General features: G+C 42.1%; 25 protein-coding genes and 1 pseudogene. 12 read left to right on the forward strand and 14 right to left on the reverse strand.

Annotated features, from left to right (window positions below; genetic code table 11):
• Window positions 1-3: 3 nt before the first annotated feature.
• Together ACHZC4_RS02665 and glpK are read right to left on the reverse strand one after the other, a co-directional pair.
• The gene (locus ACHZC4_RS02665; protein WP_394752233.1) at window positions 4-1,419 is read right to left on the reverse strand and encodes a TolC family protein; all 1,416 of its coding nucleotides are present in this window, start codon (window positions 1,417-1,419) and stop codon (window positions 4-6) included.
• 379 nt (window positions 1,420-1,798) lie between these two features.
• The gene (glpK, locus tag ACHZC4_RS02670; RefSeq protein WP_394752234.1) at window positions 1,799-3,298 is read right to left on the reverse strand and encodes a glycerol kinase GlpK; all 1,500 of its coding nucleotides are present in this window, start codon (window positions 3,296-3,298) and stop codon (window positions 1,799-1,801) included.
• A gap of 370 nt (window positions 3,299-3,668) precedes the next feature.
• Here glpK and ACHZC4_RS02675 point away from each other — a divergent pair, with 370 nt between their 5' ends.
• From ACHZC4_RS02675 to ACHZC4_RS02695, 5 genes are all read left to right on the forward strand, one after another.
• Window positions 3,669-3,839: a CsbD family protein gene (locus ACHZC4_RS02675; protein WP_394752235.1), complete on the forward strand. Its 171-nt coding sequence runs from the start codon at window positions 3,669-3,671 to the stop codon at window positions 3,837-3,839.
• A gap of 92 nt (window positions 3,840-3,931) precedes the next feature.
• Complete coding sequence (locus ACHZC4_RS02680; protein WP_394752236.1) at window positions 3,932-4,207, forward strand: CsbD family protein; 276 nt, start codon at window positions 3,932-3,934, stop codon at window positions 4,205-4,207.
• A gap of 95 nt (window positions 4,208-4,302) precedes the next feature.
• A complete protein-coding gene (locus ACHZC4_RS02685) occupies window positions 4,303-4,593 on the forward strand; it encodes a CsbD family protein (RefSeq protein WP_394752237.1) in 291 nt (96 codons plus the stop codon).
• A gap of 87 nt (window positions 4,594-4,680) precedes the next feature.
• Window positions 4,681-5,007: a small metal-binding protein SmbP gene (smbP, locus tag ACHZC4_RS02690; RefSeq protein ID WP_394752238.1), complete on the forward strand. Its 327-nt coding sequence runs from the start codon at window positions 4,681-4,683 to the stop codon at window positions 5,005-5,007.
• 382 nt (window positions 5,008-5,389) lie between these two features.
• Complete coding sequence (locus tag ACHZC4_RS02695) at window positions 5,390-5,788, forward strand: hypothetical protein (RefSeq protein WP_394752239.1); 399 nt, start codon at window positions 5,390-5,392, stop codon at window positions 5,786-5,788.
• A 41-nt stretch (window positions 5,789-5,829) separates the two neighbouring features.
• On the opposite strand, the gene ACHZC4_RS02700 is transcribed toward ACHZC4_RS02695, so the two are convergent.
• Genes ACHZC4_RS02700 through ACHZC4_RS02710 form a run of 3 tightly spaced genes read right to left on the reverse strand, consistent with a single transcriptional unit; the run spans window position 5,830 to window position 7,677 of the window.
• Window positions 5,830-6,414: a CDP-alcohol phosphatidyltransferase family protein gene (locus tag ACHZC4_RS02700; RefSeq protein WP_394752240.1), complete on the reverse strand. Its 585-nt coding sequence runs from the start codon at window positions 6,412-6,414 to the stop codon at window positions 5,830-5,832.
• Window positions 6,411-7,163: an endonuclease/exonuclease/phosphatase family protein gene (locus ACHZC4_RS02705; RefSeq protein ID WP_394752241.1), complete on the reverse strand. Its 753-nt coding sequence runs from the start codon at window positions 7,161-7,163 to the stop codon at window positions 6,411-6,413. Before ACHZC4_RS02705 ends, ACHZC4_RS02700 begins: the two co-directional genes overlap by 4 nt.
• Window positions 7,164-7,182: 19 nt before the next feature.
• Complete coding sequence (locus ACHZC4_RS02710; RefSeq protein ID WP_394752242.1) at window positions 7,183-7,677, reverse strand: CDP-archaeol synthase; 495 nt, start codon at window positions 7,675-7,677, stop codon at window positions 7,183-7,185.
• Window positions 7,678-7,835: 158 nt separating this feature from the next.
• On the opposite strand from ACHZC4_RS02710, the gene ACHZC4_RS02715 reads away from it, so the two are divergent.
• Window positions 7,836-9,101, forward strand: a complete 1,266-nt coding sequence (locus ACHZC4_RS02715) for an MgtC/SapB family protein (RefSeq protein WP_394752243.1) — start codon at window positions 7,836-7,838, stop codon at window positions 9,099-9,101.
• Between the two features lie 171 nt (window positions 9,102-9,272).
• A complete protein-coding gene (ppk2, locus tag ACHZC4_RS02720; protein WP_394752244.1) occupies window positions 9,273-10,055 on the forward strand; it encodes a polyphosphate kinase 2 in 783 nt (260 codons plus the stop codon).
• Between the two features lie 40 nt (window positions 10,056-10,095).
• Here ppk2 and ACHZC4_RS02725 read toward each other — a convergent pair whose 3' ends face one another.
• The 9 genes from ACHZC4_RS02725 to ACHZC4_RS02765 all read right to left on the reverse strand — a co-directional run bounded on the left by ACHZC4_RS02725 (window position 10,096) and on the right by ACHZC4_RS02765 (window position 17,114).
• Window positions 10,096-11,685: an FAD-dependent oxidoreductase gene (locus ACHZC4_RS02725; RefSeq protein ID WP_394752245.1), complete on the reverse strand. Its 1,590-nt coding sequence runs from the start codon at window positions 11,683-11,685 to the stop codon at window positions 10,096-10,098.
• A gap of 9 nt (window positions 11,686-11,694) precedes the next feature.
• Window positions 11,695-12,195 carry a hypothetical protein gene (locus ACHZC4_RS02730; protein ID WP_394752246.1) on the reverse strand — a complete coding sequence of 167 codons (501 nt, stop codon included), beginning with the start codon at window positions 12,193-12,195 and terminating at the stop codon, window positions 11,695-11,697.
• A gap of 72 nt (window positions 12,196-12,267) precedes the next feature.
• On the reverse strand, window positions 12,268-12,945 hold the full coding sequence (locus ACHZC4_RS02735; RefSeq protein WP_394752247.1) for a hypothetical protein: 678 nt from the start codon (window positions 12,943-12,945) through the stop codon (window positions 12,268-12,270).
• 318 nt (window positions 12,946-13,263) lie between these two features.
• Window positions 13,264-13,413, reverse strand: a complete 150-nt coding sequence (locus tag ACHZC4_RS02740) for a lmo0937 family membrane protein (RefSeq protein ID WP_394752249.1) — start codon at window positions 13,411-13,413, stop codon at window positions 13,264-13,266.
• 176 nt (window positions 13,414-13,589) lie between these two features.
• A complete protein-coding gene (locus ACHZC4_RS02745; RefSeq protein WP_394752250.1) occupies window positions 13,590-13,766 on the reverse strand; it encodes a CsbD family protein in 177 nt (58 codons plus the stop codon).
• Window positions 13,767-13,896: 130 nt separating this feature from the next.
• Window positions 13,897-14,046, reverse strand: a complete 150-nt coding sequence (locus ACHZC4_RS02750; protein WP_394752251.1) for a hypothetical protein — start codon at window positions 14,044-14,046, stop codon at window positions 13,897-13,899.
• A gap of 125 nt (window positions 14,047-14,171) precedes the next feature.
• Window positions 14,172-15,566 carry a YihY/virulence factor BrkB family protein gene (locus ACHZC4_RS02755; RefSeq protein WP_394752252.1) on the reverse strand — a complete coding sequence of 465 codons (1,395 nt, stop codon included), beginning with the start codon at window positions 15,564-15,566 and terminating at the stop codon, window positions 14,172-14,174.
• Between the two features lie 80 nt (window positions 15,567-15,646).
• On the reverse strand, window positions 15,647-16,516 hold the full coding sequence (locus tag ACHZC4_RS02760) for a phosphate-starvation-inducible PsiE family protein (RefSeq protein ID WP_394752253.1): 870 nt from the start codon (window positions 16,514-16,516) through the stop codon (window positions 15,647-15,649).
• A gap of 163 nt (window positions 16,517-16,679) precedes the next feature.
• Window positions 16,680-17,114 (reverse strand): DUF2721 domain-containing protein, encoded by a 435-nt coding sequence (locus ACHZC4_RS02765; protein ID WP_394752254.1) that lies wholly within the window; start codon window positions 17,112-17,114, stop codon window positions 16,680-16,682.
• Window positions 17,115-17,488: 374 nt separating this feature from the next.
• Here ACHZC4_RS02765 and ACHZC4_RS02770 point away from each other — a divergent pair, with 374 nt between their 5' ends.
• The 5 genes and pseudogenes from ACHZC4_RS02770 to ACHZC4_RS02790 all read left to right on the forward strand — a co-directional run.
• Window positions 17,489-19,804, forward strand: a complete 2,316-nt coding sequence (locus ACHZC4_RS02770; protein ID WP_394752255.1) for an NADP-dependent malic enzyme — start codon at window positions 17,489-17,491, stop codon at window positions 19,802-19,804.
• Window positions 19,805-19,835: 31 nt separating this feature from the next.
• Window positions 19,836-20,048: a hypothetical protein gene (locus ACHZC4_RS02775; RefSeq protein ID WP_394752256.1), complete on the forward strand. Its 213-nt coding sequence runs from the start codon at window positions 19,836-19,838 to the stop codon at window positions 20,046-20,048.
• Between the two features lie 340 nt (window positions 20,049-20,388).
• The gene (locus ACHZC4_RS02780; protein ID WP_394752257.1) at window positions 20,389-22,293 is read left to right on the forward strand and encodes a transketolase C-terminal domain-containing protein; all 1,905 of its coding nucleotides are present in this window, start codon (window positions 20,389-20,391) and stop codon (window positions 22,291-22,293) included.
• A gap of 1,211 nt (window positions 22,294-23,504) precedes the next feature.
• On the forward strand, window positions 23,505-24,773 hold the full coding sequence (locus tag ACHZC4_RS02785; RefSeq protein ID WP_394752258.1) for a hypothetical protein: 1,269 nt from the start codon (window positions 23,505-23,507) through the stop codon (window positions 24,771-24,773).
• A gap of 217 nt (window positions 24,774-24,990) precedes the next feature.
• Window positions 24,991-25,481, forward strand: a pseudogene (locus tag ACHZC4_RS02790) (IS66 family transposase); the annotation flags it as partial.

Raw genomic sequence — 25,481 nt, forward strand, 5'->3', positions numbered from 1 at the left:
GCGCTATAATCCGTTATTGTACTGTTTAAATTCACCGCTTTTGACCATCAGTTTGTAGGTACTACTGATCAATGATGTTTTGGTATGCACGACAGCCAGCTTGTTTTGTGTCAGTTCACGCAAGGCATTTAACACGTCAAACCAACTTCTTTTACCGGCAATAAACTGTCTTTTATACGATTCCAATACCATGCTGGAAGCCTCTACAGACGTGCTTAACAGGTCTTCGCGTTGCTGGTTGCTTAAAGCATCTTGAATGTCCGCATTCATGGATTCCAGTATATCCAGCTTAGCGGCATCAATGGCATTTTGGGCACCTTCTGCGCGTATTTGCGCCGCTTTCGCAGATTCGTAGGAAGACAGCCCCGCACCCGGTTGATAAGAAATCCCTAAGGTAAAGCGGCCATCATTACTGTTATTAAAATTACTGTTCCCTCCATTAACAATATATTGATAGCCCACACTAATGGTAGGGTAATAAGCCGCTTTTTTTATCTTGTATCGGGCCTTTAATACTTCGACATCTTTTTGTGCCTGCAATACGGCAGGGTATTCTGCGGCCGTATCCGCTAAAAAATTGCTGGGATCATTGGTCAGTTTGGTTTCTAACCATTTTTTGGCGAGGATGACCTGGGATTCAAGTGTGGGTGTACTGTCCAGTTCAGGATCAGAATAGCCATAATTGGTGAGCTGTTTGATTTGGATTTTGGCCACCTGATGGGTGGCTTTTGCTGATTGGATGTCGGCCAGCACCTGCTCTATGCGGGTCAATATCAGCTGTAATTCTATTTGCGGAGACACCCCGGCCGCCACACGCCTATCCATGAATTCACGGTAATTATTTAAATCACCGAGTATTTCTTCATTAATTTGAATGCTATTTTGACTATCAATTAAATTTTGCCATGCCGTTACCGCTTTCAGGGCAATAATATAAGTTGTGGTTTCCTTCTTTGCTTCTGCGCTCTCAACTAAATGCTCTGCTTCTTCTATTTGGCCGGTAATTTTACCCCCCGTCCACAACGGTTGCTGAATTTGAAGAATTGGACTGATTATTGCCGTACCAGACGTACTGGACGATACGGATAAGGTGGGATACCGCTGCATGTCAGCAGCACGTTTTTCGCCATGGCTGGCATTAACATCGGCTTCTGCAGAAAGTATAGCGGGGTAAGCGATGGTATCTGAAATGACATCGTTTAAGTTAATGACCTTATTCGATTTTACCGCCGCCGGTTCTGTTGCTGATGTTTTTGTAATAAACAGCGTGTTGCTTTCATTGTCTTCACCTAGCGTAGCCTGTGCGTCAATAGGCGTATTTTGCACGGGATCATTTACAACCACGACATCTTGTTCGAGTGCGTAGCCGGTAACAGCGTAGACCAATGAGAGACTGAGTATTATTTTTGGTGTTTTCATACAAGATTTAGTTCAATTCCGTAGGCACATCATTACTTGTGATGTTTTAAGTCAGGATCACTGTCGTGATTACCAATTATTTAGGTGCAGTTTTCCCATGGACGGCAAGGGTGTTTTGATATGAATACAATTAATGTAAACCTAATGGACAAGTCTAGTAGAATTTTTATAAATGTGTTGCGTAAAGCTAAAAAATTCACATTGAGCGGCTGCACCGCGATTGAATATATCAATAGAGGCTAAAGGGATCTTTTAGAGGGGTGTTGCGCTGTTTTACCAGAATTTAAAAATTGCCGAACTAATCGACAGATAGTTAGGGACTGCCGGGAGTTTTCTAAAAATTTACCTGACAAATCATTATTGAACTGAGCGCTAGCGTTTAACCGGTTTTATTTTCCGTTAGCCAGTTTTTTGATCTTCCGACGGCCTTAAGCCATTGCTGCTTTAATAAAATACTGTCTTGCGCTGGCAGAATGCCCTGAAATGACCGGTCAATACGCCAATTATTTTTAAGCTCGTCGACAGTCCATAATCCTACCGCCATACCGGCAAGATAAGCGGCCCCTAATGCGGTCGTCTCAAGGTGGGTGGAGCGGATAATTTCAACTGCTGATAGGTCGGCCTGAAATTGCACCATTAAATTATTGGCGGCAGCACCGCCGTCAATACGCAATTGTAAAATGGGAGTGCCGCTGTCGGCACTTAACACTTGCAACAATTCATCGACCTGAAAACAAATACTCTCCAGCGCCGCCCTAGTGATATGCGCTGCGGTTGTACCGCGTGTTATACCGAAAATTGCCCCGCGGGCGTTAGCATCCCAGTGTGGCGCACCTAAACCTGTTAATGCAGGCACAAAATAAATACCGCCATTATCGGCCACGCTGCCGGCCAGAGCTTCTGAATCTGATGCCTGTGCAAACAACGACAAGCCATCGCGTAACCATTGAATCAAGGCGCCACCAATAAATACACTGCCTTCCAGTGCATAGTTAACGGTGTCGCCTATTTGCCAGGCGATAGTGGTTAACAGACCGTTTGTCGAAACCACCCGTGTGCTTCCTGTGTTCATCATTAAGAATGAACCGGTACCGTAAGTGCATTTAGTCATGCCTGCTTCAATACACAGCTGACCGAATAATGCCGCTTGCTGATCTCCTGCGATAGCAGCGATGGCTATACCGGAACCGATCGCCTCGTTATGGGTATGCCCGTAAATTTCACAAGAAGATTTTACGGTGGGTAATAGCGAGGCGGGGATATTAAATAATGCCAATAAATCGGCATCCCACATCAGCGTATCGATATTGTAAAGCAGCGTACGTGAGGCATTGGAAACATCGGTGATATGTAGTTCGCCTAGACTCAGATTCCACACTAGCCAACTATCAATAGTACCGAACGCCAGCTCACCACGCTCGGCTTGCTCACGTGCACCCTCCACATGGTTAAGCAGCCACTGTATTTTGGTCGCTGAAAAATAGGCATCGATTAACAGGCCGGTTTTGGCTGTGATCATCGGTTCCAAACCCGCGTCTTTAAGCTGTGTGCAGCTATCTGCCGTGCGCCTGTCCTGCCATACGATGGCATTATAAATGGGCTTACCGGTTTTGCGGTGCCAGATAACCGTGGTTTCGCGTTGATTCGTAATGCCGATACCGGCAATATCTTTAGCGGTGAGTTGCGCTTGCGCCAGTGCCTGTCTGCATACGGTTACTTGAGCTTGCCATATTTCTTCGGCATCGTGTTCCACCCAACCGGGATGCGGATAATATTGTGTAAACACCATCTGAGCCATAGCAATAGGATTAGCGTTTTTGTCATAAATAATCGATCTCGAACTGCTGGTGCCTTGATCTATTGCCAAAATAAAAGCCATCGCTATTGCCTCAATATCATAAAAACCGGCTACCAACTAAGACGGGACAGTTTAAAAAATCCGTTCGTGGTGAGCTTGTCGAACCATGAACGGATGTCCCGTATAAAGTGGGTAGTCTAAAAACTAATGTATTGAACATTATATCTGGCGGGCAGATGTTTCATTGCGGAATTTTAAAATCGACATTCGTATTGGGCTACAGATTAACGTTGCTGAAGCGATCTAAAATTTAAAAAACCTTTGCGATATGTTCGGTAGCGCACCGACTAATTTTAACTTTGTGCGTATTATTTTACTCAAGCGCTGGGAAACACTACTACCGCGCTCCGATTATGGTCAACAGGTCATAATTAATTATTAGGAGATATTCATGAACAAAGATCAAGTCAAAGGCAAAGTCGAAGAAGTTAAAGGCAAAGTCAAGGAAGCCGCTGGCGTATTGCTAGATGACAAAGATATGGAAACAGAAGGAGAGGTACAAAAAAACCTGGGCAAAATTCAGGGCGGTTTTGGTGATCTCAAAGAAGAAATTAAAAAATAAACCAAACCCATTTGTTAAGCCATGTAGCAAAACTATAGTAGCGTTGCTAGATGGCGACCCAATAATCCCAAACTATTTTTTAGGAAAAGACCATGAAAATTATCGGACTCTGTGCAGCAATTTTATTGACTTCTATTTCATTTGGCAGTTATGCCGAAGAAGTGAATAGTGACACCACTATTAATCAAGACCAGTTAAACGGTAAAGTTGAACAAACCAAAGGTAAGGTGAAGGAAGCCACGGGTGTATTAACGGATGACAAAGACTTGAAAACGGAAGGTAATGTTCAAAAAAATGTGGGTAAAGCGCAAGAAGGCATCGGCGATGTTAAAGAAAAAATGAATAAAGATATTAAGGAAGGCAATTAAAACAGCTATTGAAGTGCTAGAGCCAAGCTGCAATCAGCTACTGCACTGCTGGGTGGCATCAAAATATTCTGAAGTAATTTCCCAAAGGGACAACCATGAAACACAGCCACTTTAAACTCACCGGCCAATGGGCTATTGTCTTTTTAATGCTGGCTTCGTTTGGCGCTTATGCTGAACAAAGCCAAAATGACAGCACTATCAATAAAGATCAAGTCAATGGCCGGATCGAAGAAAGCAAAGGCACGGTAAAGGAAATGACAGGGAAGATAATGGATGACAAAGGCATGGAAATAGAAGGCAATGTCCAAAAAAATCTCGGTAAAGCCCAGGCAGGCTTTGGCGATTTAAAAAAAGATATTAAAGATGACGTTAACAAAGACAATTAAAAATAAACGCTCGGTGTAGTCCACTGTTAAAGACACTGCACAAGGCAACAACAATACGCTAAACGCATTTTCAAGGAAAAAATAAACATGAAACTTACTAACATTACACTTACTGGCTTATCGGCTGCGCTGGTTTTATCTGTCGCTTCATGGGGTGCTTATGCCGGAGAAAGCCACATGGCCGAAGCACTTAAACACGCGGAAGCTGCGGCAAAAGCTGCCGATGGCAAAGCGGTTAATGGCGTTGTTGAGCATGCAGAGGCTGCGAAAACCCATGCCGATACTGCTAAGGAACATCTGGATGCCGGCATTACCAGCCTAAACGATGCGATTGATCACGGCAAAATGAAGCATGCTGACTTAGCGAAAAAATCTGCCGACGAAGCGGTAACTCATTTAAAAGCAGCGCAATAAGCCGATTGCTTACCCCTGAAAAAACGGCGGGTGAAAACTCGCCATTGCTGTTAGACAAAATGGCTACCCATTTAAAACGGGACATCCGTTCGTCCTGAGCTTGTCGAAGGACTTGTGGTTCATGGTTCGACAAGGCTCTCATGAGCTTGTCGAATGGCTCACTACGAACGGATTTTAAGTTGGTAGGCGACAAAATAAACTGACTATCCTGAATGCTGCGCTGTTTTGATGGCTTAATTAGCACAGGGTTTAGAGGTGTATAAAGATTTTAGGCTTCTAAAATTTGATTATTTAAAAAATCCAATCATAAACTCGGTTATTATCATACCTCCTCTAAAATTGGGGAATGGCTCATTATCTTTTTTATTTTAAGGTGATTCTAATGAAAAACAGTTATCAATCCATTGCAGCACTGGCTTTATTTGCGCTATTGTCTACAACAAGTAGTGCAGAAACTGCAAAAAAAACCGAAGCCATGCCCCCAAAACATGAAGGGATGGGCATGCAGCACGGCTCAGGTGGTATGGGAGGCATGGGCGGTATGGGCATGCGCCACGGTATGGGTATGATGGACGGTATGACTGAAGAGCAAAGAGATCAGCATATGCGTGCCATGCAAGACCATATGTTACAAATGCACGATTTGTCCAATCAGATACTCGCTGAAAAAGACCCCAGCAAAAAAGAAGCCCTTAAAACTCAACAGCTGCAACTGATGAAATCACATCATGCACAAATGATGGAAAGCCACTCCCCGATGAAGGAAATGCCTAAAAAATAACCGGGCATTTTAGCTTTGTGTTGCACGTGGTGGCGCATGCTTCATTTTTTACTTGCATTACCACGCTGCAACACGTTCCACAGAGAACGCACGTTACTGTGCAATTGTGTTGATACGATAGTAATGGCTATTTCTTCCATAGCGGCTAACACACAAAGTACCGTAGCAAACTTAAATGGCCACACAGGCCCGCCCAAAAAGGCAGGGTATAGCGATAAACCAACCGCCGCCAACGCACATTTTACTAGCCAAGTATGGTAACTGGTGGCTGCACGGAATTTAACATAGCCGACAATGCCCGGTAACAGAAAGCAAGTGATTACCACCGCCACATAAACCGCTTCTTGACGAACGACTTGGGGCCATAACCACCAGCAACTCAGCGAAATCGTCAAAAATAAAGTCACATCGGCATAAGTATCGAGCTTTGCCCCCAAGTCACTTACTTGGCCGCTTAAGCGTGCGGCTAAGCCATCTAAAGCATCAGACAAAAATGCGGCCGCCAATAGCAGCAAAAATGCTATGCCATAGCCATGCCAAGCCATAAAGAGCAAAACCGGCGAACACACTAAACGGAACAGCGTTAACATATTCGCAATTGTCATTAATTCGGGTGAAATTTTCATAACTGAAAAGTGGCTATCATGGGCACATGATCGGACAAATTCCGCCATGGCGCGTGCATTAAACGTTCACAGGATAACGGCTGCAAACCCCGATAATAGATACGATCTACGGACAAAAAAGGCAGCCACGCCGGAAAGGTTCTAGGCCTGCAACTGTGTAAACTGTAAAACGCTTCTTGCAAGTTTAAATGCTTGGAAAAATAATCTTCCGCCACACATGTCCAATCGTTAAAGTCTCCGGCGACAATTAATGGTGCATCATGGGGTACATGGCTGTCGATACGGTCACATAATATGGCAATCTGCCTTTGGCGCTCTATTGCAAACAAACCAAAATGAATGCAAATAATGTGTATGGGTTTATGGGTTTTAGGTGTGTCGATAACACCGTGCAAAAGGCTGCGGCTGGCTTGGCGAAACGATGAAACATTGATATTTTCCCAGCTTAGCAATGGAAATTTACTTAATATGGCATTACCATGATGGCCGTTACTGTAAGTCGCATTTTTGCTATAGGCATAGTGAGGCCACGCCTCTTTCGCTAAAAACTCAACCTGTGCACAATCCGGCCAGTCATTGATACGCTGTTCGTGGCCTTGATGTTCGCCTTGCATTTCTTGCAAAAATAGCACATCGGCATCGACACTCAGCAATGCCGTACGGATTTGATGTAAGACAAAACGCCGATTACCCGGACTAAAGCCTTTATGAATATTATAGGTGACCACGGTTAAACGTTTTTCAGGCATAGTTGTGGAGTTCAATACATTAATAAGGCCGGTTACGGATGTGCAAACGAAACAATAGCGGTGAGACTGAGGCTTCGATGACAAAAAAAATCAATCCCGTTAATACTATATCCCATTTACCAAGCCCAAGCGCAGAATGTAACACCCAGGTTGGCAACACCGCTTCCGGAAAGACATCTAGCAACCGTGCGCGGCTACTGGAAGCAAAACCAAGACGGCGTTTGGTAAAACTCGCCAGTAAATCACCGCCAATAGATAAGGCCCCAAACCCTGCACCCAGTACAACCGATAGTCCTAGCCAGGGTGCGATCAGTGCAGGAAAAATAACCGCAGCCACTAGCCCCAGCCAGGTTTTTGAAGGCCCAAACAAAGGCCGTTGATCTGTCAACACCAAGCCACCATCCACTGATTGCGCAAAGCGTTTTCCAAACAGGTTACGCATGATAATAGGCGCACCATTTGCAGCACTGATTAAGATTAACGCTTGGGCAATACCGTTTGGCTCAAGATTCATAGTAATACCTGCTTTTGTTGAACGAAATGATTAGATTTTACAACAAAGCTTATCAAGTTTAGCAAGGCTTTATGGCAAGCACTTAATACTCAACATACCGATAGCTTTACTAGCGCAATCTAGGTATCGTTGGCTTTAGTTTATAAGGAGCATGGACAATGATTGAATTGCAAAGTTTTAAGCTGTTAGGCATTACTTTGGCAATAGGTCTGCTTATTGGCCTTGAGCGGGGCTGGCACGCCCGCGATAAAGCCGAAGGCCTGCGTATTGCGGGCTTACGTACCTATGGACTGCTTGCATTGCTGGGCGGGTTGTGTGGCATTCTTGCTGAGCAGACCGGTATTGTATTACTGGGTTTTGCATTTTTGTCACTGACCTGTGTTTTGCTGGTTGCCTACAGCAAAAGCATTAACAAATTTGAAGATTACAGCATTACCAGCTTGATTGCCTCGTTAATCACTTTTATTTTGGGCGCGCTCACCGTATTTGGCCATAGCATCCTGGCATCGGCAACGGCGGTGGTGATTACGCTGTTACTGGGCTTTAAACCCTTGTTGCATAGCTGGCTAAACAAACTAGAACAGCAAGAATTAGATGCCACCCTAAAACTGCTGCTGATTTCCGTAGTTATATTGCCTATTCTTCCTGATCGGAGCTTTGACCCGTGGAAGATCTTTAATCCCTACCATATCTGGTGGATGGTGGTGCTGATTGCCGGTGTGTCATATCTGGGCTATTTTGCCACCCGAATTGTCGGCAACCGTCATGGCCCGGTATTAACCGGTATTTTAGGTGGCTTGGTATCTTCAACTGTTGTCACCTTAAACTTATCTCGGCTATTAAAAACGTCTCCTGGTATGCACAATGCACTGGCAGCCGGTATATTGACCGCCTGCGCCACGCTCTTTATCCGCACTTTACTATTGGCTTCCATTGTCAATGCTGAGCTGTTTAGAATATTGGGAGCTTCAATGTTGGTCATGGCTACTGTCACTTATGTGCTGGCTTTTTTATTATGGCAAAGCAGCCTAAAACTAGAAGTAAAACAGGATGTTAAATTTGAAAATCCTTTTCAGTTGGGTCTGGCGATAAAATTTGGCGCACTCTTGGTTGTTATCCTGTTTTTGTCCAAACTGGGGAATATGTATTTCGGAGATAAGGGGACGTATTTTATGGCTGCCGCATCCGGTATGGCAGATGTAGACCCACTCACGCTATCCATGTCACAAATGACTAACAATGGATTGGCGCTTAATGTAGCAGCGCATGCAATTTTTGTTGCAGTATCGGTCAATTCTGGCGTAAAAAGCATTATCGCTTTTGTTATTGGTGATAAAGCCTTGGGTATTAGAGTTGGAGCCACATTAGCCATTGCGGTTATAGCCGGTTTAATGACGGTTTACAGCGTTTTCAGTATCGATTAGTTATATTCGAGGGAATACAAACCTAGGTTTGTACTCCACTACTAATAATTAATGTTATTCAACTGATATAAAAACGCTGTAAATCAGGGTGATAGCCTAAGAAAAATACCGCTGCCTTTTAAAGACCGGAAGCGGTCGAATCATTACTGTCTTTACTATAAGAAGGTAAATATGTCTAAAAAACAAAGCAACATAAGCGAAAAACAGCGTTATAAAGAAACGCTTAAAGCCTTACAGATAGAACTGGTTAAACTGCAAAACCACATCATCAAGCATGATGATAAAGTGCTTATAATTTTTGAAGGCCGCGATGCTGGCGGTAAAGACGGCACCATAAAGCGCATCACGCAATATTTAAGCCCTAGAGAAACCCGCATTGTCGCGCTGGGCAAGCCTTCCGACCGTGATCTTGGTACTTGGTATTTTCAGCGCTTTACGCAATATCTTCCATGCACACAGGAAATTGTCTTGTTCAACCGCAGTTGGTATAACCGTGCCGGTGTTGAAAAGGTCATGGAATTTTGCAGCAATGAGCAATATCATGAATTTTTGGAAGCAGTGCCCGAATTTGAGCAAATGCTGGTACGCTCGGGCATAAAGTTGTTTAAATACTATCTGGACATCAGTAAAAAAGAACAGAAAAAACGTTTGAAAGACCGCTTACAAAATCCACTCAAACAATGGAAAATAAGCCCTATCGACAAAGCGGCGCAAAAACATTGGCATGAATACAGCGAAGCACGCAATGTTATGTTTGCCAGAACCCATAATATGGTTGCGCCGTGGACGGTGGTGCGTGCCGATAATAAACAGTCGGCGCGTATTAATGTGATTAAAGACATCTTGTTCCGTCTTGATTATTCGGGCAAAAAAGAAAATTTAATACTCCCTGACGCAGATATTGTTTTCAATTATGCAGAAAGCTATCTGGAAAATGGCATGATTGCGCCTTAAATGTCCTTGCAGATTGTCAAGCGAAGTCAGAACGAATCGATTATTCCAAGGGAGGAAGCCGCCATTTTTGGCAACAGAGGTCGGCTTCCTGTTTGCAGATGCCCTGATCCCAATTAAGCTGTGCGGCTACAATTTCCGCCAGATGCATGATTTTGGCATGGGTCAGCTTGGCTAAAATAAGCAGGGGCATCCGGCGTCTCAACAGATCTTCCAGATGCACCACCATTTCATAACGGGCACAAAACACCAAATCGGCATAAATAAAGGGCAAATCGGGGACAATCCGCCTGGCCCAATCCGGATTAGTCTCGATCAATTGAAAAATAACCACAACACGTTTGGCGTGCCGTCTTATCAGCCAATGGATACTGTCATCGTCAATAGCTAATTTTTTGGCTTGGGCGCTAACCGATTGAGACCAGGTTTGAAAATCTGCATCCGGTAACCACGGAAATGACAGGCCAAAGGTTTTACAGGGCGCTTGCAGTTTTAAATTTTTACACAGCGCATCCACAATGTGGGCAGCATCTTCGCGGGCGGAGGTTATTTTTCCGCCAATCGAATTCAACAAACTATTAGGGGCTATTTTTAATTCCCAATCACGGCTTGCAGCTGACGGCGTTAATGCCGAACTCTGTTTTAGTACACGCAGTCCTGCATATTGGCCGATGATATCGGCTTCTGTCCAATGCACCGATTTGAGTAGGCGATTCGCCTCGTCCAACAGATAATCAATGTCATCTTTGTCGACTTTAACCTGCTCAATATCGCCGCTGTAATGCGTATCGGTTGTACCCAGCAAGGTTACGCCGTACCAGGGAATCATAAAAAATACACGGCCATCTTGTTGAGCTGTTAATAACAAGGCTTCATTAGCTAGGACATTAGGCAAAATGAGATGTACGCCTTTAGTTAACCTGCACCAAGCTTGGCCTTGCAAAGTGGCAGCCAGCCATTGGCCTGTGGTGTTAACAATTTGACGGGCATAAATATCCCCTGCCCTAGCGCCTATTTTGTCAAATACATGAGCCCCACAAAGTTGACCTTCTTTTTCGATAAAGCCAGTCACTTCGCAGTAATTAAGCGCCACCGCACCCAGTGCTAACGCGCCATCAATCAATTCCAGCACAAAACGCGCATCATCAGTCTGCGCATCAAGATAAGTAAAGCCGCTTTTTAATGCAACGTCATTCAGATAAGGGAAATGCCGCGTAAACTCTGGGCGGTTAAAATACCGGTGCGCTTCAGAACTACCGGTAACGCTGGCCAATAAATCATAAAGAACTAAGCCTGCTTTCAAACGTAGTGCGCCCAGCCTGCTATTGGCATAAACCGGTACGCCAAATCGCAGCGGCCAGACACGGTGCGGGGCAGATTTCATGAGCATTTGGCGTTCCCGCAAGGCCTTTTTAACCAGTTTGAAATCTAATGTTTCTAAATAACGCAGCCCTCCATGGATCAGCTTGCTGGATGCAGATGAAGTGGCACAGGCCCAGTCGCCTCGGTCAACAATAGCCACTTTTAAACCGCGTAATGCAGCATCATAAGCTGTCCAGGCTCCGTAAATACCGCCGCCACAAATCAGCACATCAAAAGATTGATTATTCAATTTAGAAAAATCTCGGTTCATGGCAGCGTGTTATTTTGAAGACAATAAATCAGTATGACGATCTAATTGCTTACCACCATAACGAAGCGATAAGGCATGCCAGTTTACCCCAAAAAATAAAAACACAACAATGCCTAAACTGAATATAAACGCTTGCGCTAATTGTAACTCATAGGGTATGGGGGTAATGCTCAACAGCAATGCCAATACAACCAGTGATGGCACCAGGCCAAAGACAATAATCAAGGCAATGATAAATACGGGTTGTTCTGCACCAGTGGGTTTGCTATGCGCAAAGCCGGTAACCACTTTAATAATAGTTTGGCCAAATAATACCGCCGAACCAAATGATAATTCAGGGGATTCAATGATGGCGAACAATGATCTACCTACGCTTACATCTACGATTGAAATCACCACCAAGGGCAACACGATAAACAATAAATCCGCTAGCAAAGCATATAACGCAGCTTTTTGATGCGTTTGGTAAGTTTCTTCAGCGTTGCCCACAATGAATGTTTCTTTGTCCATTTCACAAGATTCCTTTTTAAATGTCTTCAGCATTACCAAAATCTTAAGATGCTAAATTTCTAGCTCCCATGCTTATGTATTATTAGTAAGTACCAGAGCCACTTCTTCACAGCTAATGACATCGTTATTACAGCTAAGAATATGATTTGCAAGCCGCATAATGGCCTTCCAGTTGGAGTTATCATTAATAAAGTTAAACGCTTTAGCAAAAAGTTGGTCTAATAATTCGTATTGTGGTTCCTGATCAGTAGAGTAACTTTGTAAATAATCTTTAACTAAGGCCAGATCATCATCGCCACCATAGTTTTTAAGCGATCGCAACGTAATCAGTTTTTCATTAAAAAGCTCGTTATCCGTTTGATAGCTAAATTTAGCCTCTGCTAAAGGGCCTATAAGAAGATTAACGATATCGGCCTCAAAGGCCAAACGATATTCGTCGATAACCTGCAATTTTGTTTCATCGGCACACTTAAATTTTGAATCTAATGCCTTAAATGTTGGCATTAACGATTGAACAAGGCGTCCGCCTTTGATTTTTGCAATGCTACCGTCTTGGCTCATTAGCCCATTGCTATCCCATAGTTGATTTACATTTTTGAATATAATTTTAAAAAAAACCGGGGGTAGATTATAGTCACGGTTATTTAAATAAATACCGGTTGCATGTCCCGCTTCATGGTGTGCAACTCGTTGTTGATAGCCTGCTAAATTTTTATAACGTGGCGCATCCACGGTTTTACTACGGTTCATAACCACCCCCTCAATATGTATTAATTTTTGACCGGTTGCTTGGTTTTTAAACGCGGAAAAGATCGCCTTGATGATCTTAATTCCTGTTAGCCAATCCGGAATTTATAATTTTTGTTTTAAAATGGGTTTTTTAGCGCTGTAATCGCCTGCCTAAATACTAGGGTGGCTATGTGACAGCGGAATATTTTTTACATAGCTAACTAAGCTTAAAGGCAGGCATGGAAACCCTCATTATTAGTTATGATGTAGGTTTCCAGGCTGCCCGATATTATTAAATTCCCTGCTAACATCGTTTTTGCATAAGCACATAAGGTGCTGCTACAAAACTCGCCGGCCTTGAATGACACGCAAGATAATCACAACGACGGCAACAACCAGCAGAATGTGAATGAATCCACCCATAGTGTATGAGGAAACCAAACCTAATGCCCACAGGACAATTAGTATGACGGCTATACTTTCAAGCATGTGCTTCTCCTTAATAGGCCGTCTATCTGACGGCAATTTAAATCACCGATAAATTAACAACGCAGACCCGCCCTACTGACGGGTTATCCACTACTCGAATTTATCTTTTTTAACCAAGGCTTTTAAGCTGTACAGCTAGGTCTCCACGCTGGCTGCACAGCCTACTAAGGCTATTTTTAGTGGCCTTTTTTAATATCTTCTTTGACGTTACCTACGTTTTTTTGAACTTTGCCCACATTTTTTTGGACATTTCCTTCTACTTCCATACCTTTATCGTCCAGCATGACACCGGCAGCTTCCTTGACTTTGCCTTTAACTTCTTCGACTTTTCCTTTCACTTGATCTTTGTTCATGAGTATTCTCCTAATAATGAGTAATGACCTAAAGCGGGACGCATTTCCCACTGATCGGTTATAAGAGTACGCCTAAAATTAAAGGTAGTCGGTGCGGTAACGAACAGATACGAATTAAGTTTTATAAGTATTAAAACAACAAAACCAGCATGGCGTTAGTGACCGATACCCAGCGTTCGCTTAATTTTTGCCCTGCTTTGTAAGCGGGTGGCAAGCTGTCGTTATTGGCCAAAGTAACACCAGTAACATAACCAGCATCGGACAAGTAGACGCTATCCACTGCTGATTGCGCAAATGGAAAAATGCAAATCGCAAAGCTATGTTGCAGAGATACTCTGAATTGCTGCTACCCTTTGAGGCAGCAACTAATGTGGGTGCTTCGTAATGCACTAATTTTGTCAGCAATTAAATGATATGAAAATTCTGAATAGGAGGGTGCGGAATGTCGGATTTGGCGAAGGTATCGTCGTAAGAGTGAATACTTAAGTTATCTTTTAATAAAAAATTATGTTCAGAATTTTCCATTAATTTTCTAAACTCACTCACTGCCGACATAAATAACTGCTCTTGACTAACGTCAGGCAAATGATTTTGGCCACATTGTTCAAGTGCATTAATAACATAAGCAATAGTCATATTATTGGTATCAACGGCCGGTTGATAAATCTCATCTTCATCAGAGTCTTGCTTTTTAAATTCGAAAATCAGCTTGCTGGCTATCAATTTTAATAAAATAGGTTGAATAATAGCTCTTGGTATAACCAGCCGTTTAGCTATTTCGGAGGCCGTTAATGGGTTATTGAGTTGATTGAAATTTTTTATAATTAACTGGGTGATTTGTAGAGCGATGACTTTTTGCAAGGAAAAACTTAAATTAGCGAAGCGGTTATTATTCCGGTAAATCTCATAATTTTGGATAAAAAAGGCCACTTCACAGCCGAGCAGAATAATCATCCAACCTATTTGCAACCAGACAACAAATAACGGTAATGCTGCAAAACTGCCATAAATAGCGTTATAACTTGAAACGCCAATCTGTAAACTAAGATAAGCCCACTGCAAAAAATAATACATAATACCTGTCACAATACCAGCGATAACACCAGCTTTGATATTGATTTTATGATTAGGCATAAAAATAAACATAAAAGCAAACAAGCCAATTATTAGTAATAAAGGCAATAATCCCAGCGCTTTAATGACCAACCAAGTACCAAATTCCGGCAACTGAATAAGGGTTATTAGCCAGGTTATTTCTGTATTTAAAAGTACGGTAATACTGCTGGAGGCTATTAATATAATGGGAGCTAATAACATAAGCGATAAATAATCGCTAAATTTACGGCTTAGTGAACGGCTCTTATTTATTTTCCAGATGTAATTAAACGATTCCTCAATATTACCAATAACGCTAATAATGGTCCAAAACAGCACAACAATACCAATACCGGCAACAATTTCCCCTTTAGTGCTGTCCAATAAATTTCGGGCAAAACTGATTAATTGTAAAACCAGCGTATCTTGTTTTGGCGCTTGCTCAAGGAGGCGCTGTTCCAATATTTTTTCAAAGCCAAAGCCTTTGGCAATGCCAAATAACATGGCGATGACTGGGACTATCGACAATAAGCTATAAAGTGTTAAAGCCGCCGCCCTTAGTAGACACAAATCGCGCGAGAATCCCTGGACGGATAAAAATATTATTTTTAAAGATTTAATAACAGCCGCTTGCAAGGGCACAAATCGTTGCTCCTGTAATAACCATAAGCCTTCTTTAAAAAAACAAATAATATTAAATTTCATAGCTTAGTCTTATTGTATGCGTTCACCTCCCCCTTTGAAAAAGAGGGGGACTGAATGGTTACCTCTTATTTAATAGCGCACTACTCATTTTTTTGAATCAACATATAGGTAACCCCTAAGGCAATGACTACCAGGGATGATGCGCTGATATAGTCTGAATCTAAATGTTTATAATCAAAAACAATAACCTTTCGCGAAATAGCCATTAAAGCCGTGGCAACCACTAATTTAACGGGAATAACATCGCTCCGGATATAAAGTGTTATATTTATAAAAATTTCAATGGCTATTAACACAGCCAGAAACGAGCCAAAGGTTTCCAGCAAATCATTGGTAGTCAGTAGAAGATAAGGCGGTTCGCTGATTTTGTTCCATATCGTATAAAGCACATCAAAAATACTTAGTATAATAACGAATACCATAAGAAAAGCTAAAAATTTTACACCTATGCGTATGGTACCGTGTAAAAGCCGTATAAAGGGATCTTCATGCTCCATAGGCAGCTCTTCATGTTTGCCTATGGTGACGTGTTTTATCAGTTTGTTGCGTAAGTGAGTTATTAACGGACCAATAATATGTTTATGAGAAGCAAAACCGGCAGGGGTAAAATCGTTTTCAAAAAAATTATGCAGCCCTTCCATCTTATTTAATTCTTTAATATCTATTTTTTCAAAGCCCATACTCCAGTAAGGAAACGCACGCTCAACAATGGGTTGTTTTTCAATGATAGTGCAATCATGGTTGCGGGGGTCTTTTTGTATTTTTTTATAGATGCTTTCAACCGTTTCCTCTTCCCCTTCTAAAACTTGAAAAAAGGTCCCGTTGGCATACAGAAGAATTCCGGTTACATTTTTAGCCCCATTATTAGTCCGGCATTGTTTTAATAGTTTTAATAAATCCTCCGGATGCCATTCCTCATTTGCGCTGCTGGCATAAGTTAGCCTGATCATTGTCTTTCTCCTTAAATAATGTAATAACCCACTGTCTATTTATTTTGGGTGTGAATACAACAGTAGCGGATTTACCCCTTTAAATACACGGTATTTAAAGGGGTCTTCAGTTGGATGAAACCACAGACAATGAGTTCATGGCAGGATGCTATGTTTTTTTGGGCTATGGCCCACCACGGACATGCACAGTTGCCAGATAAATCTCACAAATAAAATTAAGCAGTGCAGTGATTAGGCAAAGCATGGCGACAACAAATAAAGGCGCTATTACCACGGCTATATTAACTGCGATAAAGGATCCTAAAAACAATACAGCGACCACCGAGCAGATCAGTAACAAACAGGTTGTGCATAAACCAATGGCGCAATGAATAAGGCGCGCGCGTTGCCTTAAAGATTTTAATTCTGTTTGAATAGCAAGATTATTGTCATTAGCAGATAAGCTCTTGCCGTACAAAAACCGTGATCTGTCAATAATGCGGGCTAAGCGGTTAGTCAGTACGGATAAAATGCTGGCAACACCCGTCAACAAAAACACAGGAGCTACCGCAAGTTGAATGGCATGGGAAATGGTGGTAACAGGGAGTTCTGAAGTCATGAATAGGTCAATGGAACACGTTAATTTTCTTTTTATTGACTGTAATATACAAGAGTGGCTTAAAGACCGGTAGGATTTAGGATATTTTGACTTAAATCATCGAACCCGTTAAAAAAAATGCGGATCGACCGAGGGATCCGCACATGAGGGGAAGGTTAAAACCTAAATGTAATGAACACCTACAAAAAGCCTGGGTCATATAAAACATGAGTTACAGGTTAATTAATAAATAAGTCTGCGTCTGTACGATAGGACACATAAGGATTATTGAAGGCTACCTAAATGAGAGCCCCTACCGTCACCTCCGCTAAATTGGCCTGATTTTCTGTTAAAGTGGAATTTATTTTAAGCCACCTCTAAGGAAGGCTATTCGTATGACATCCCCCATTGACCCCAAAGAAGCGCTGCGTTTGTCATTACGTGAAGCGGCTCTTGAATACCACCAGTTTCCAAGTCCTGGCAAAATCAGCGTTACCCCTACTAAACACCTATCTAATCAACGTGATTTGGCGTTAGCATATTCGCCGGGGGTTGCAGCACCTTGTGAGGAGATCGTCCTCGACCCTGCCAATGTTTTTAAGTATACCGGACGTGGCAATTTGGTTGCCGTGGTAACCAATGGCACAGCAGTACTGGGGCTTGGTAATATCGGCCCGCTAGCTTCCAAACCGGTTATGGAAGGCAAGGCGGTGTTGTTTAAAAAATTTGCCGGTATTGATGTCTTTGATTTAGAAATTAACCAGCTCGATCCGGACAAATTATGTGACATTATTGCAGCCTTAGAACCGACTTTTGGCGGTATTAATTTAGAAGATATTAAAGCCCCGGAATGCTTTTATATCGAGCGCAAACTCAGTGAGCGCATGAAAATACCGGTGTTTCATGATGACCAGCATGGCACGGCTATTATTGTAGCGGCGGCACTTTTGAATGGTTTAAAAATAGTCGGTAAAGATATAAAACACTGTAAATTAGTGGTGTCTGGTGCTGGCGCTGCCGCGCTTGCGTGTTTAAATTTGCTGGTTGAGCTGGGTTTTCCCCTTAAAAATATTTTTGTCACCGATTTAGCGGGAGTGGTTTATCAAGGCCGCGTTGAATTAATGGATGAAGATAAAGCCCGTTTTGCCCAACTGACTGATAAGCGCAGTCTGGCGGAGGTTATAACGGATGCTGATATTTTTTTGGGGCTATCAGCAGGTGGGGTATTAAAGCCGGACATGGCCAAACGCATGGCTAACCGGCCCTTAATCTTTGCGTTAGCCAATCCCACCCCGGAGATATTACCCGAAGAGATTAAAGCAGTACGCAGCGATGCCATTATTGCCACAGGCCGTTCAGATTATCCTAATCAAGTGAATAACGTATTATGTTTTCCGTATGTTTTTAGGGGCGCTTTGGATTGCGGTGCAACTACGGTTAATCTGGCGATGAAAATGGCCGCAGTTAAGGCGATTGCAGATTTAGCGCAAGCCGAGCAATCCGATATCGTGGTGCAAACCTATGGCATTGATACCTTGTCATTTGGCCCGGATTACCTTATCCCCATGCCGTTTGATCCAAGGCTAATGACTAAAATTGCCCCCGCCATTGCCAAGGCCGCCGAAGCGTCCGGAGTCGCCACACGGCCTATTGCCGATATGCCCGCTTATATCGAGAACTTACAGCAGTTTGTTTACTACAGCGGCCCCTTTATGCGGCCTATTTTTCAGGTGATCAAGCAGGTAGCCGCCACTAAAAAACGTATTGTCTTTGCAGAAGGTGAAGAAGAGCGGGTATTGCGGGCGCTGCAAATCATTGTCGATGAGAAAATTGCTAACCCGATTTTGATAGGTCGTCCCGCTGTTTTAGAGCAGCGCATTAAAAAACTTGGTTTACGGCTTAAACCCGGGGTTGATTTTCAAATAGTCAACCCTGAATACGATGAACGTTACCGCGACTATTGGCAAACTTATTTAAGCATGACAGCTCGTAAGGGCATAACCGAACAATACGCCAAATTGGAAATGCGCCGACGGCACACCTTAATTGGTGCCATGCTGGTACATAAAAATGATGCTGATGGGATGATCTGCGGCACGTTTGGTACCCCGGGTTTACATCTGCATTATATTGACCAGGTGCTGGGCAAACGGAGCGGTGTTAATGTTTATGCGGCCATGAACGTATTAATTTTACCGGAACGGCAAATTGTTCTGGTAGACACGCACATCAATGAAAATCCATCCGCTGAACAACTTGCCGAAATAACGTTGTTAGCCGCAGAAAAAATGCGCCATTTAGGTTTGATCCCACGGGTGGCCTTGCTATCTCATTCTAACTTTGGTTCTGCAAATACCGACTCTGCGCAAAAAATGCGCACTACGCTTGCCCTTATTCAGGCACAAGCGCCGGACTTAGAAATTGATGGCGAAATGCAAGGTGATACCGCCCTGGATTTTGATTTATTAAAACAGAGGATGCCCGATTCGCCTTTGCAGGGCAGTGCCAATTTGCTGGTTTTACCCAACCTTGATGCCGCCAATATTGCTTATAATTTGCTCAAAGTTGCCGCAGGCAATGGCATCGCGATCGGTCCCATTTTGCTCGGCTGTGCTAAACCTGTGCATATTCTTACCCAATCTGCAACTGTGCGTCGCATTGTGAATATGACGGGATTATGTGTTGTGGATGCCGTGGAAGCGCAGCAATAAAAGCTAATAGCGGGCATACGGGGATCATATTTTGCTAACAAATAACGGCAAAAGCAAGCCAGTTCGTGGCGGTCAATGGCCCGCCACAGGACGCTATTTCGAAGGGTGGTCGTTACAACGCTATTGTGAAGGGGCTGGCGGCAACGATCAACTAAACGGCTTAACGGCTGATGATATTCTGGTGAGTGGCTTGGGTAAGGGGCAACCAGCAGCGGGATGTCATCTGCTCGTTCGGTTCTGGTAATGTTAATCGGGGTTACTTTGGCAAATAACAATAGCTTGCCCCAATCTTACGAAGCAGGGGTAAAATTAACCCGCTGAGACGGATCTCATGTTGCTATGAAATAATAATTTTTAATTCTATCCGCCCATCCTCCTCCGCTAAAAATCTTGTAAAACGCTATTCGTTTGGTGTAATGTTTATTTGTACTAGACGCTTCCGTTTGAAAACCATCATAAATTTCCAAATGACAAGTACATTATTTACGCGCCTGCTTTCGCGACCGCTATTAAGTGCGATAATAGGCTACCGTTCGCCTAAAAAGCGTAGGTCAATAATAATTCCTTTAAATGAGAGATAAACTATGTCCCAATTTCCGATTGATCTTAGCGCTTATCAGCGCATCACTTTAGATTCAAGTGTTAGCACTTTAACCGCAGAGCAAAAAGCCAGCCTTAAAGCCAATATTCAGTTATGCCGTGATGCTATCGTATTTTTTACTGCCACAGGTGCTGCCAGAGGCGTAGGCGGACATACCGGTGGCCCTTATGATACCGTGCCGGAAGTCATGATTATGGATGCTTTATTCCGTGGCTCCGCTGAAAAATATGTGCCTATATTTTTTGACGAAGCGGGACACCGTGTAGCTACCCAGTATCTGATGTCCACGTTAAATGGCGATTTGCCCGCTGAGCGTTTAATGGAATACCGCGCTGCCCATTCACACTTACCAGGGCATCCTGAGTTAGGTTTAACCCCTGGGGTAAAATTCAGTTCCGGACGCTTAGGCCACATGTGGCCTTATGTTAACGGCGTAGCGATAGCAAACCCCAGCAAAACTCTATTTTGCTTAGGGTCAGATGGTTCGCAACAAGAAGGTAATGATGCGGAAGCGGCACGTTTGGCGGTTGCCCAAAACCTGAACGTTAAGCTGATTATTGATGATAACGACGTCACCATAGCCGGTCATCCGTCCAAATATTTACCCGGTTGCAGCACTGCTAAAACTTTGGCAGGCCATGGTGTTACGGTATTGGAAGGTAACGGCGAAGATATTGATGATTTATACGCACGTATCTGTACGGCTATTAATACACCGGGCCCGGTTGCGGTTATTAATCATCGGCCTATGTGCCCAGGTATTGTTGGCCTTGAAGGTTCAACGCACGGCCATGACGTAGTTTCTGTAAAAGTTGCGCTTGAATATCTTGAATCACATGGACAACAAGCGGCTGCCGATCATTTGAAAAGTATTGCAGCGCCCAAGAACGACGCAAAATTTCTGGGCTCCAGTGACAAATGGGATGCCAACCGTAATGTGTTCGGTGATGCGGCGGTCGCTATTCTTGCCCGCATGAGTGATGCCGAACGGCTTGAAAAAGTACGTGTTATTGACAGCGACCTTGAAGGCTCGTGCGGCTTGAACAAAATTCACAGCGCTTACCCTGACATCTTTATTTCTTCAGGTATTATGGAACGGGGTAATTTCTCGGCTGCCGCAGGTTTTGGTATGGAAGCCGGCAGACAAGGGATTTTTGGCACTTTCAGCGCCTTTTTGGAAATGTGTATTTCCGAAATTACTATGGCAAGACTGAATAAATCCAATGTGCTAAGTCATTTTTCCCACGCCGGGATTGATGATATGGCTGACAATACCTGCCATTTTGGTTTGAACAACATGTTTGCCGACAATGGGCTGAGCGATGGTTTTGATACCAACCTGTATTTTCCTGCTGATCCCTTGCAAATGAAAGCTTGCCTTGAAACCATCTTCTTTAATCCAGGCTTACGCTTCGTTTTTTCAACACGTTCCAAAGTGCCTACAATTTTGAACAGTAATGGCGAGGAATTTTTTGGCGGTGATTACAAATTTGTTTCAGGCAAAGATGAAATTATCCGTGAAGGCACGCAAGGTTACATTGTAAGCTTTGGTGAAGTATTGTACCGTTCACTGGATGCTGTAGAAAAGCTGAAGCAAGAAGGTATTGATGTGGGTTTGATTAACAAGCCAACTTTAAATGCCATTGATGAAGACATGATGACGAAAATCGGTAAATCGCCGATGGTTTTAGTGGTTGAGTCCTTTAACCGTAAAACCGGGCTGGGTAGCCGTATGGGTTCTTGGCTACTAGAACGCGGCTTTACGCCAAAATATGCGCATCTTGGCACCCATATAGAGGGTTGCGGCGGCTTATGGGAACAATTTCCTCACCAAGGGATTGATCCTGCCGGCATTATAGCTAAAGCAAAGACCCTGTTGAAAAAGTAGTCCCTTTCTAAAGGGCTCAGGACAATACCAGAATGGGGTTAATTATCCCCATAACGGCTTGTCCTGAAGCCTTTCTCTTGGATCATACCCCCTAGGTGATCTAAATTATAAATATCGCTCCTTGCGGTGTAACGCCAGTTATTTAAGCTTAGACAGAATCAGATATTGCTGATACTAAATTAGGATAGCATTTGCCCAAAATAACCTAAAGAATAGGAACTGAAGATGGAAAAAACCAAATTTTGTAACCTATCGCTCAGCTGTTCCCAAATAAGGTAACCTTTCCAAAAAATATTCCTTTCTACTTTCGTTAGAAAATGTAATCTTACAAAATTAGTCATTAGATGAGGCTAAGACAACATCAATTTATTACAACCAATTATCTTTACACTATTGTTTAGATTTTTGCTAAGTGTGAATTTCAATTTCAAATAAACAAAAATAAATAATTCGAATCGTTCTTAAATGTATCACTTAAGAAAAATCAGCCTTCTATTTTTTAACGAATCAAAAGTCTAATCTCTTAATAGATCAAGTTACACCCGGGGAATCTCCAAATATGCGATTTATCATTCTGTGAGCCGCAATATCGTAACACTAAAAGTAAGTTAAGCAGTGCACACCAAATTTTGTAACCTAACTATCACCTGTTACCAAATTCTGTAACCTATGTTCCCATAAAAGGTAACCTATCTCAGCAAGCATCCCAAATTCTGTAACCTATGTTCCCATAAAAGGTAACCTAAGCCCCAAAAAACATACCAAATTTAGTAACCTATGCTAACAAATTTAGTAACCTATCATCCCAAATAATGTAACCTATTACCCGTTATTTTACCAAATAATGTAACTTATCATCCCAAATATGGTGACCTATCAACCAATTACTTTTTATATATCAATATCATAATGCCAATATTTTACACAACAACAAATGTTGTTGTTGTTTCTTATAAAAAACAACAACAATAAGGTAACCATTTTTTTGATTTTTTAGGCTAAAAAATACCTCTATATCGATCAGAGCTGGATATTTTTATAAGCATTTGATTTTAAAATAATTTTAATGATGTCTGCTTGGAAAATGATATTAGTTACCATAATTGGTACTTAGAAAATTTTCTTTTAAAATTTGACACTTTTGCTTTTGTTTATTAATATCTGAAGAGTGACAATATTATTATAATATTTTGTAACCTATGAGATTTTAAATGAATGACCTTATCCAAGCATGCAGTGAACCAAATAAAGATGTGGATCATTTCAATAAAGCTGTTGGTACTATTCATATAAAAGTTCAGTCAGGAAATTTAGGGTTAGTGCAGCGTAAATTAATTAATGCTTTTCACTTTTTTGCAAAAGATAATCCTGACAAAGAAACTCATTATGTAAGACGTCAAGATTTATTAACTATGATTAATTATAATTCCAATAACATTACTGAATTCAAAGAAAATGCAAGAAAGCTAACGAGTGTCAGTGTTGAATGGGATTATCTTAGAGAAGACACTGAAAGAGTTTGGGGGGTAAGCAGTATTCTTTCAGAAATAGAATATGTTACAAACGGTATAATTGCCTTTAGTTTTCCTCGCCGAATTCGAGAATTCATGGCGAGGCAAGAACATCGTGGACTTGTATGTATGCAGGTTCAAAAAAAATTTACAATGAGTTATGCCCTTTCACTTTATGAAAATGCAACAATATATCGCGAAAATGCAAGCACTCCAAAATTTACCATTAATGAACTAAAAACTTTATTAGTAGTAAACGATGAAGAAAACCCCACCTATAAGCAATTTAAATATTTAAATAATAAAGTCATCATCCCTGCTATAAAAGAAATTAATGATGTATCAGATATATTTATTGAGCCAATCTATTATAAAAATGGCCGAGCTATTGAATTTATAAGTTTTACGGTTGCAGTTAAGCCGCATTCATTTTTAGAATTTAGCGATGTTCCTAATATTACATCTTTGCATGAACGATTAATATCTTTTGGATGCAATTCTAAATCTGCATTAGACTTAATTGAAAAATATGATATAGAATATATACTTGGAAATTTAGATTATGTTGAGTCGCAATTAGCTACAGAAAATAAAATAAGAAACCCTATGGGGTTTTTTATGGATGCATTAATTAAAGATTATCGAACTAAAGAACCTGATATCGTTAAAAAGGCTCGGGAAAAACGGGACAGTGAGGCCCAGAAAAAAATTGATGAACAAAAAAGAAAATTGGAAAAACAAAATAAAATTGCAGAAAAAAATAGGCTTTTTAAAGAAAATTTAAAGATAAAATATGATTCAATTTCTGAGAGTGAAAAAATAGTTATTCAAGAATCTTTTTTAGCCGATATGCTAAATTCCAATACTATTGTAGCAAAAAAATTTAAAGACAGTGGGCTTAAATCAGTTATGGTTTCTTCTGTATTTTATAATTATTTATTTGACTATTGGAATAAGAATATCGAATAACGCTACAGCATTTTCAATTTAAATTAATTAATAACTTATTGCTGACATTGAACGGGTAGGAAAAACGGAAAATCGCGTATTTTGTCTGCACATTCTATGCAATTAGCGTATTTTAAAATATTGCAATATTTCGCTGTCTCGCGTCAACGTAAAAATTCAGACCCCTCTAAATTAAAAAATCACAACGCCGCCTAAAAAAAATTGTACATTATCACCCATGAGACTAAGCGACCACGACCTGCTGCAACTAACCGAAGAAGAATTACTGGAATTGCCGGAGGATGTCCTGCGTCGATTATCCGTTAAGTTACTCTACGACTTAAAAGAAGCGCGTGAGCGGCTAAAACAAACGTCAAAGAACAGTTCACGGCCACTGGGTAGCGACCTGCCGTGGGACAAGGCCGGTACTGAACCAAGCAATTCTCAGCCACCCCAAGAGCCAGATGAATACGCTGAAGTGGATGAACAACCACGCGATAGCGATAAGGCATCGGAAACCAAACCCGAAAAAACGCAGGACATCATTGACGAAGTACAGCAAGCAGTGGACTCGGAAGATGCTGCGAGCGACAAACGGAAACCCGGTAAACAACCTGGGGCACCTGGCTACGGGCGGGAGCAAAAAATAGCTATCACAGCTGAAGAACACCATTACCCAGCAGGTTGTGCACGGTGTGACCGTGAATTACCCCCAAACGCAGCCAAAGC

It is taken from the genome of Crenothrix sp. (genome assembly GCF_043729335.1).
Classification (GTDB): domain Bacteria; phylum Pseudomonadota; class Gammaproteobacteria; order Methylococcales; family Methylomonadaceae; genus Crenothrix.

Coding starts and splice junctions, on each gene's coding strand:
- ACHZC4_RS02665 (WP_394752233.1), bottom strand. CDS start 1,419: ATGAAAACACCAAAAATAATACTCAGTCTCTCATTGGTCTACGCTGTT.
- glpK (WP_394752234.1), bottom strand. CDS start 3,298: ATGGCTTTTATTTTGGCAATAGATCAAGGCACCAGCAGTTCGAGATCG.
- ACHZC4_RS02675 (WP_394752235.1), top strand. CDS start 3,669: ATGAACAAAGATCAAGTCAAAGGCAAAGTCGAAGAAGTTAAAGGCAAA.
- ACHZC4_RS02680 (WP_394752236.1), top strand. CDS start 3,932: ATGAAAATTATCGGACTCTGTGCAGCAATTTTATTGACTTCTATTTCA.
- ACHZC4_RS02685 (WP_394752237.1), top strand. CDS start 4,303: ATGAAACACAGCCACTTTAAACTCACCGGCCAATGGGCTATTGTCTTT.
- smbP (WP_394752238.1), top strand. CDS start 4,681: ATGAAACTTACTAACATTACACTTACTGGCTTATCGGCTGCGCTGGTT.
- ACHZC4_RS02695 (WP_394752239.1), top strand. CDS start 5,390: ATGAAAAACAGTTATCAATCCATTGCAGCACTGGCTTTATTTGCGCTA.
- ACHZC4_RS02700 (WP_394752240.1), bottom strand. CDS start 6,414: ATGAAAATTTCACCCGAATTAATGACAATTGCGAATATGTTAACGCTG.
- ACHZC4_RS02705 (WP_394752241.1), bottom strand. CDS start 7,163: ATGCCTGAAAAACGTTTAACCGTGGTCACCTATAATATTCATAAAGGC.
- ACHZC4_RS02710 (WP_394752242.1), bottom strand. CDS start 7,677: ATGAATCTTGAGCCAAACGGTATTGCCCAAGCGTTAATCTTAATCAGT.
- ACHZC4_RS02715 (WP_394752243.1), top strand. CDS start 7,836: ATGATTGAATTGCAAAGTTTTAAGCTGTTAGGCATTACTTTGGCAATA.
- ppk2 (WP_394752244.1), top strand. CDS start 9,273: ATGTCTAAAAAACAAAGCAACATAAGCGAAAAACAGCGTTATAAAGAA.
- ACHZC4_RS02725 (WP_394752245.1), bottom strand. CDS start 11,685: ATGAACCGAGATTTTTCTAAATTGAATAATCAATCTTTTGATGTGCTG.
- ACHZC4_RS02730 (WP_394752246.1), bottom strand. CDS start 12,195: ATGGACAAAGAAACATTCATTGTGGGCAACGCTGAAGAAACTTACCAA.
- ACHZC4_RS02735 (WP_394752247.1), bottom strand. CDS start 12,945: ATGAACCGTAGTAAAACCGTGGATGCGCCACGTTATAAAAATTTAGCA.
- ACHZC4_RS02740 (WP_394752249.1), bottom strand. CDS start 13,413: ATGCTTGAAAGTATAGCCGTCATACTAATTGTCCTGTGGGCATTAGGT.
- ACHZC4_RS02745 (WP_394752250.1), bottom strand. CDS start 13,766: ATGAACAAAGATCAAGTGAAAGGAAAAGTCGAAGAAGTTAAAGGCAAA.
- ACHZC4_RS02755 (WP_394752252.1), bottom strand. CDS start 15,566: ATGAAATTTAATATTATTTGTTTTTTTAAAGAAGGCTTATGGTTATTA.
- ACHZC4_RS02760 (WP_394752253.1), bottom strand. CDS start 16,516: ATGATCAGGCTAACTTATGCCAGCAGCGCAAATGAGGAATGGCATCCG.
- ACHZC4_RS02765 (WP_394752254.1), bottom strand. CDS start 17,114: ATGACTTCAGAACTCCCTGTTACCACCATTTCCCATGCCATTCAACTT.
- ACHZC4_RS02770 (WP_394752255.1), top strand. CDS start 17,489: ATGACATCCCCCATTGACCCCAAAGAAGCGCTGCGTTTGTCATTACGT.
- ACHZC4_RS02780 (WP_394752257.1), top strand. CDS start 20,389: ATGTCCCAATTTCCGATTGATCTTAGCGCTTATCAGCGCATCACTTTA.
- ACHZC4_RS02785 (WP_394752258.1), top strand. CDS start 23,505: ATGAATGACCTTATCCAAGCATGCAGTGAACCAAATAAAGATGTGGAT.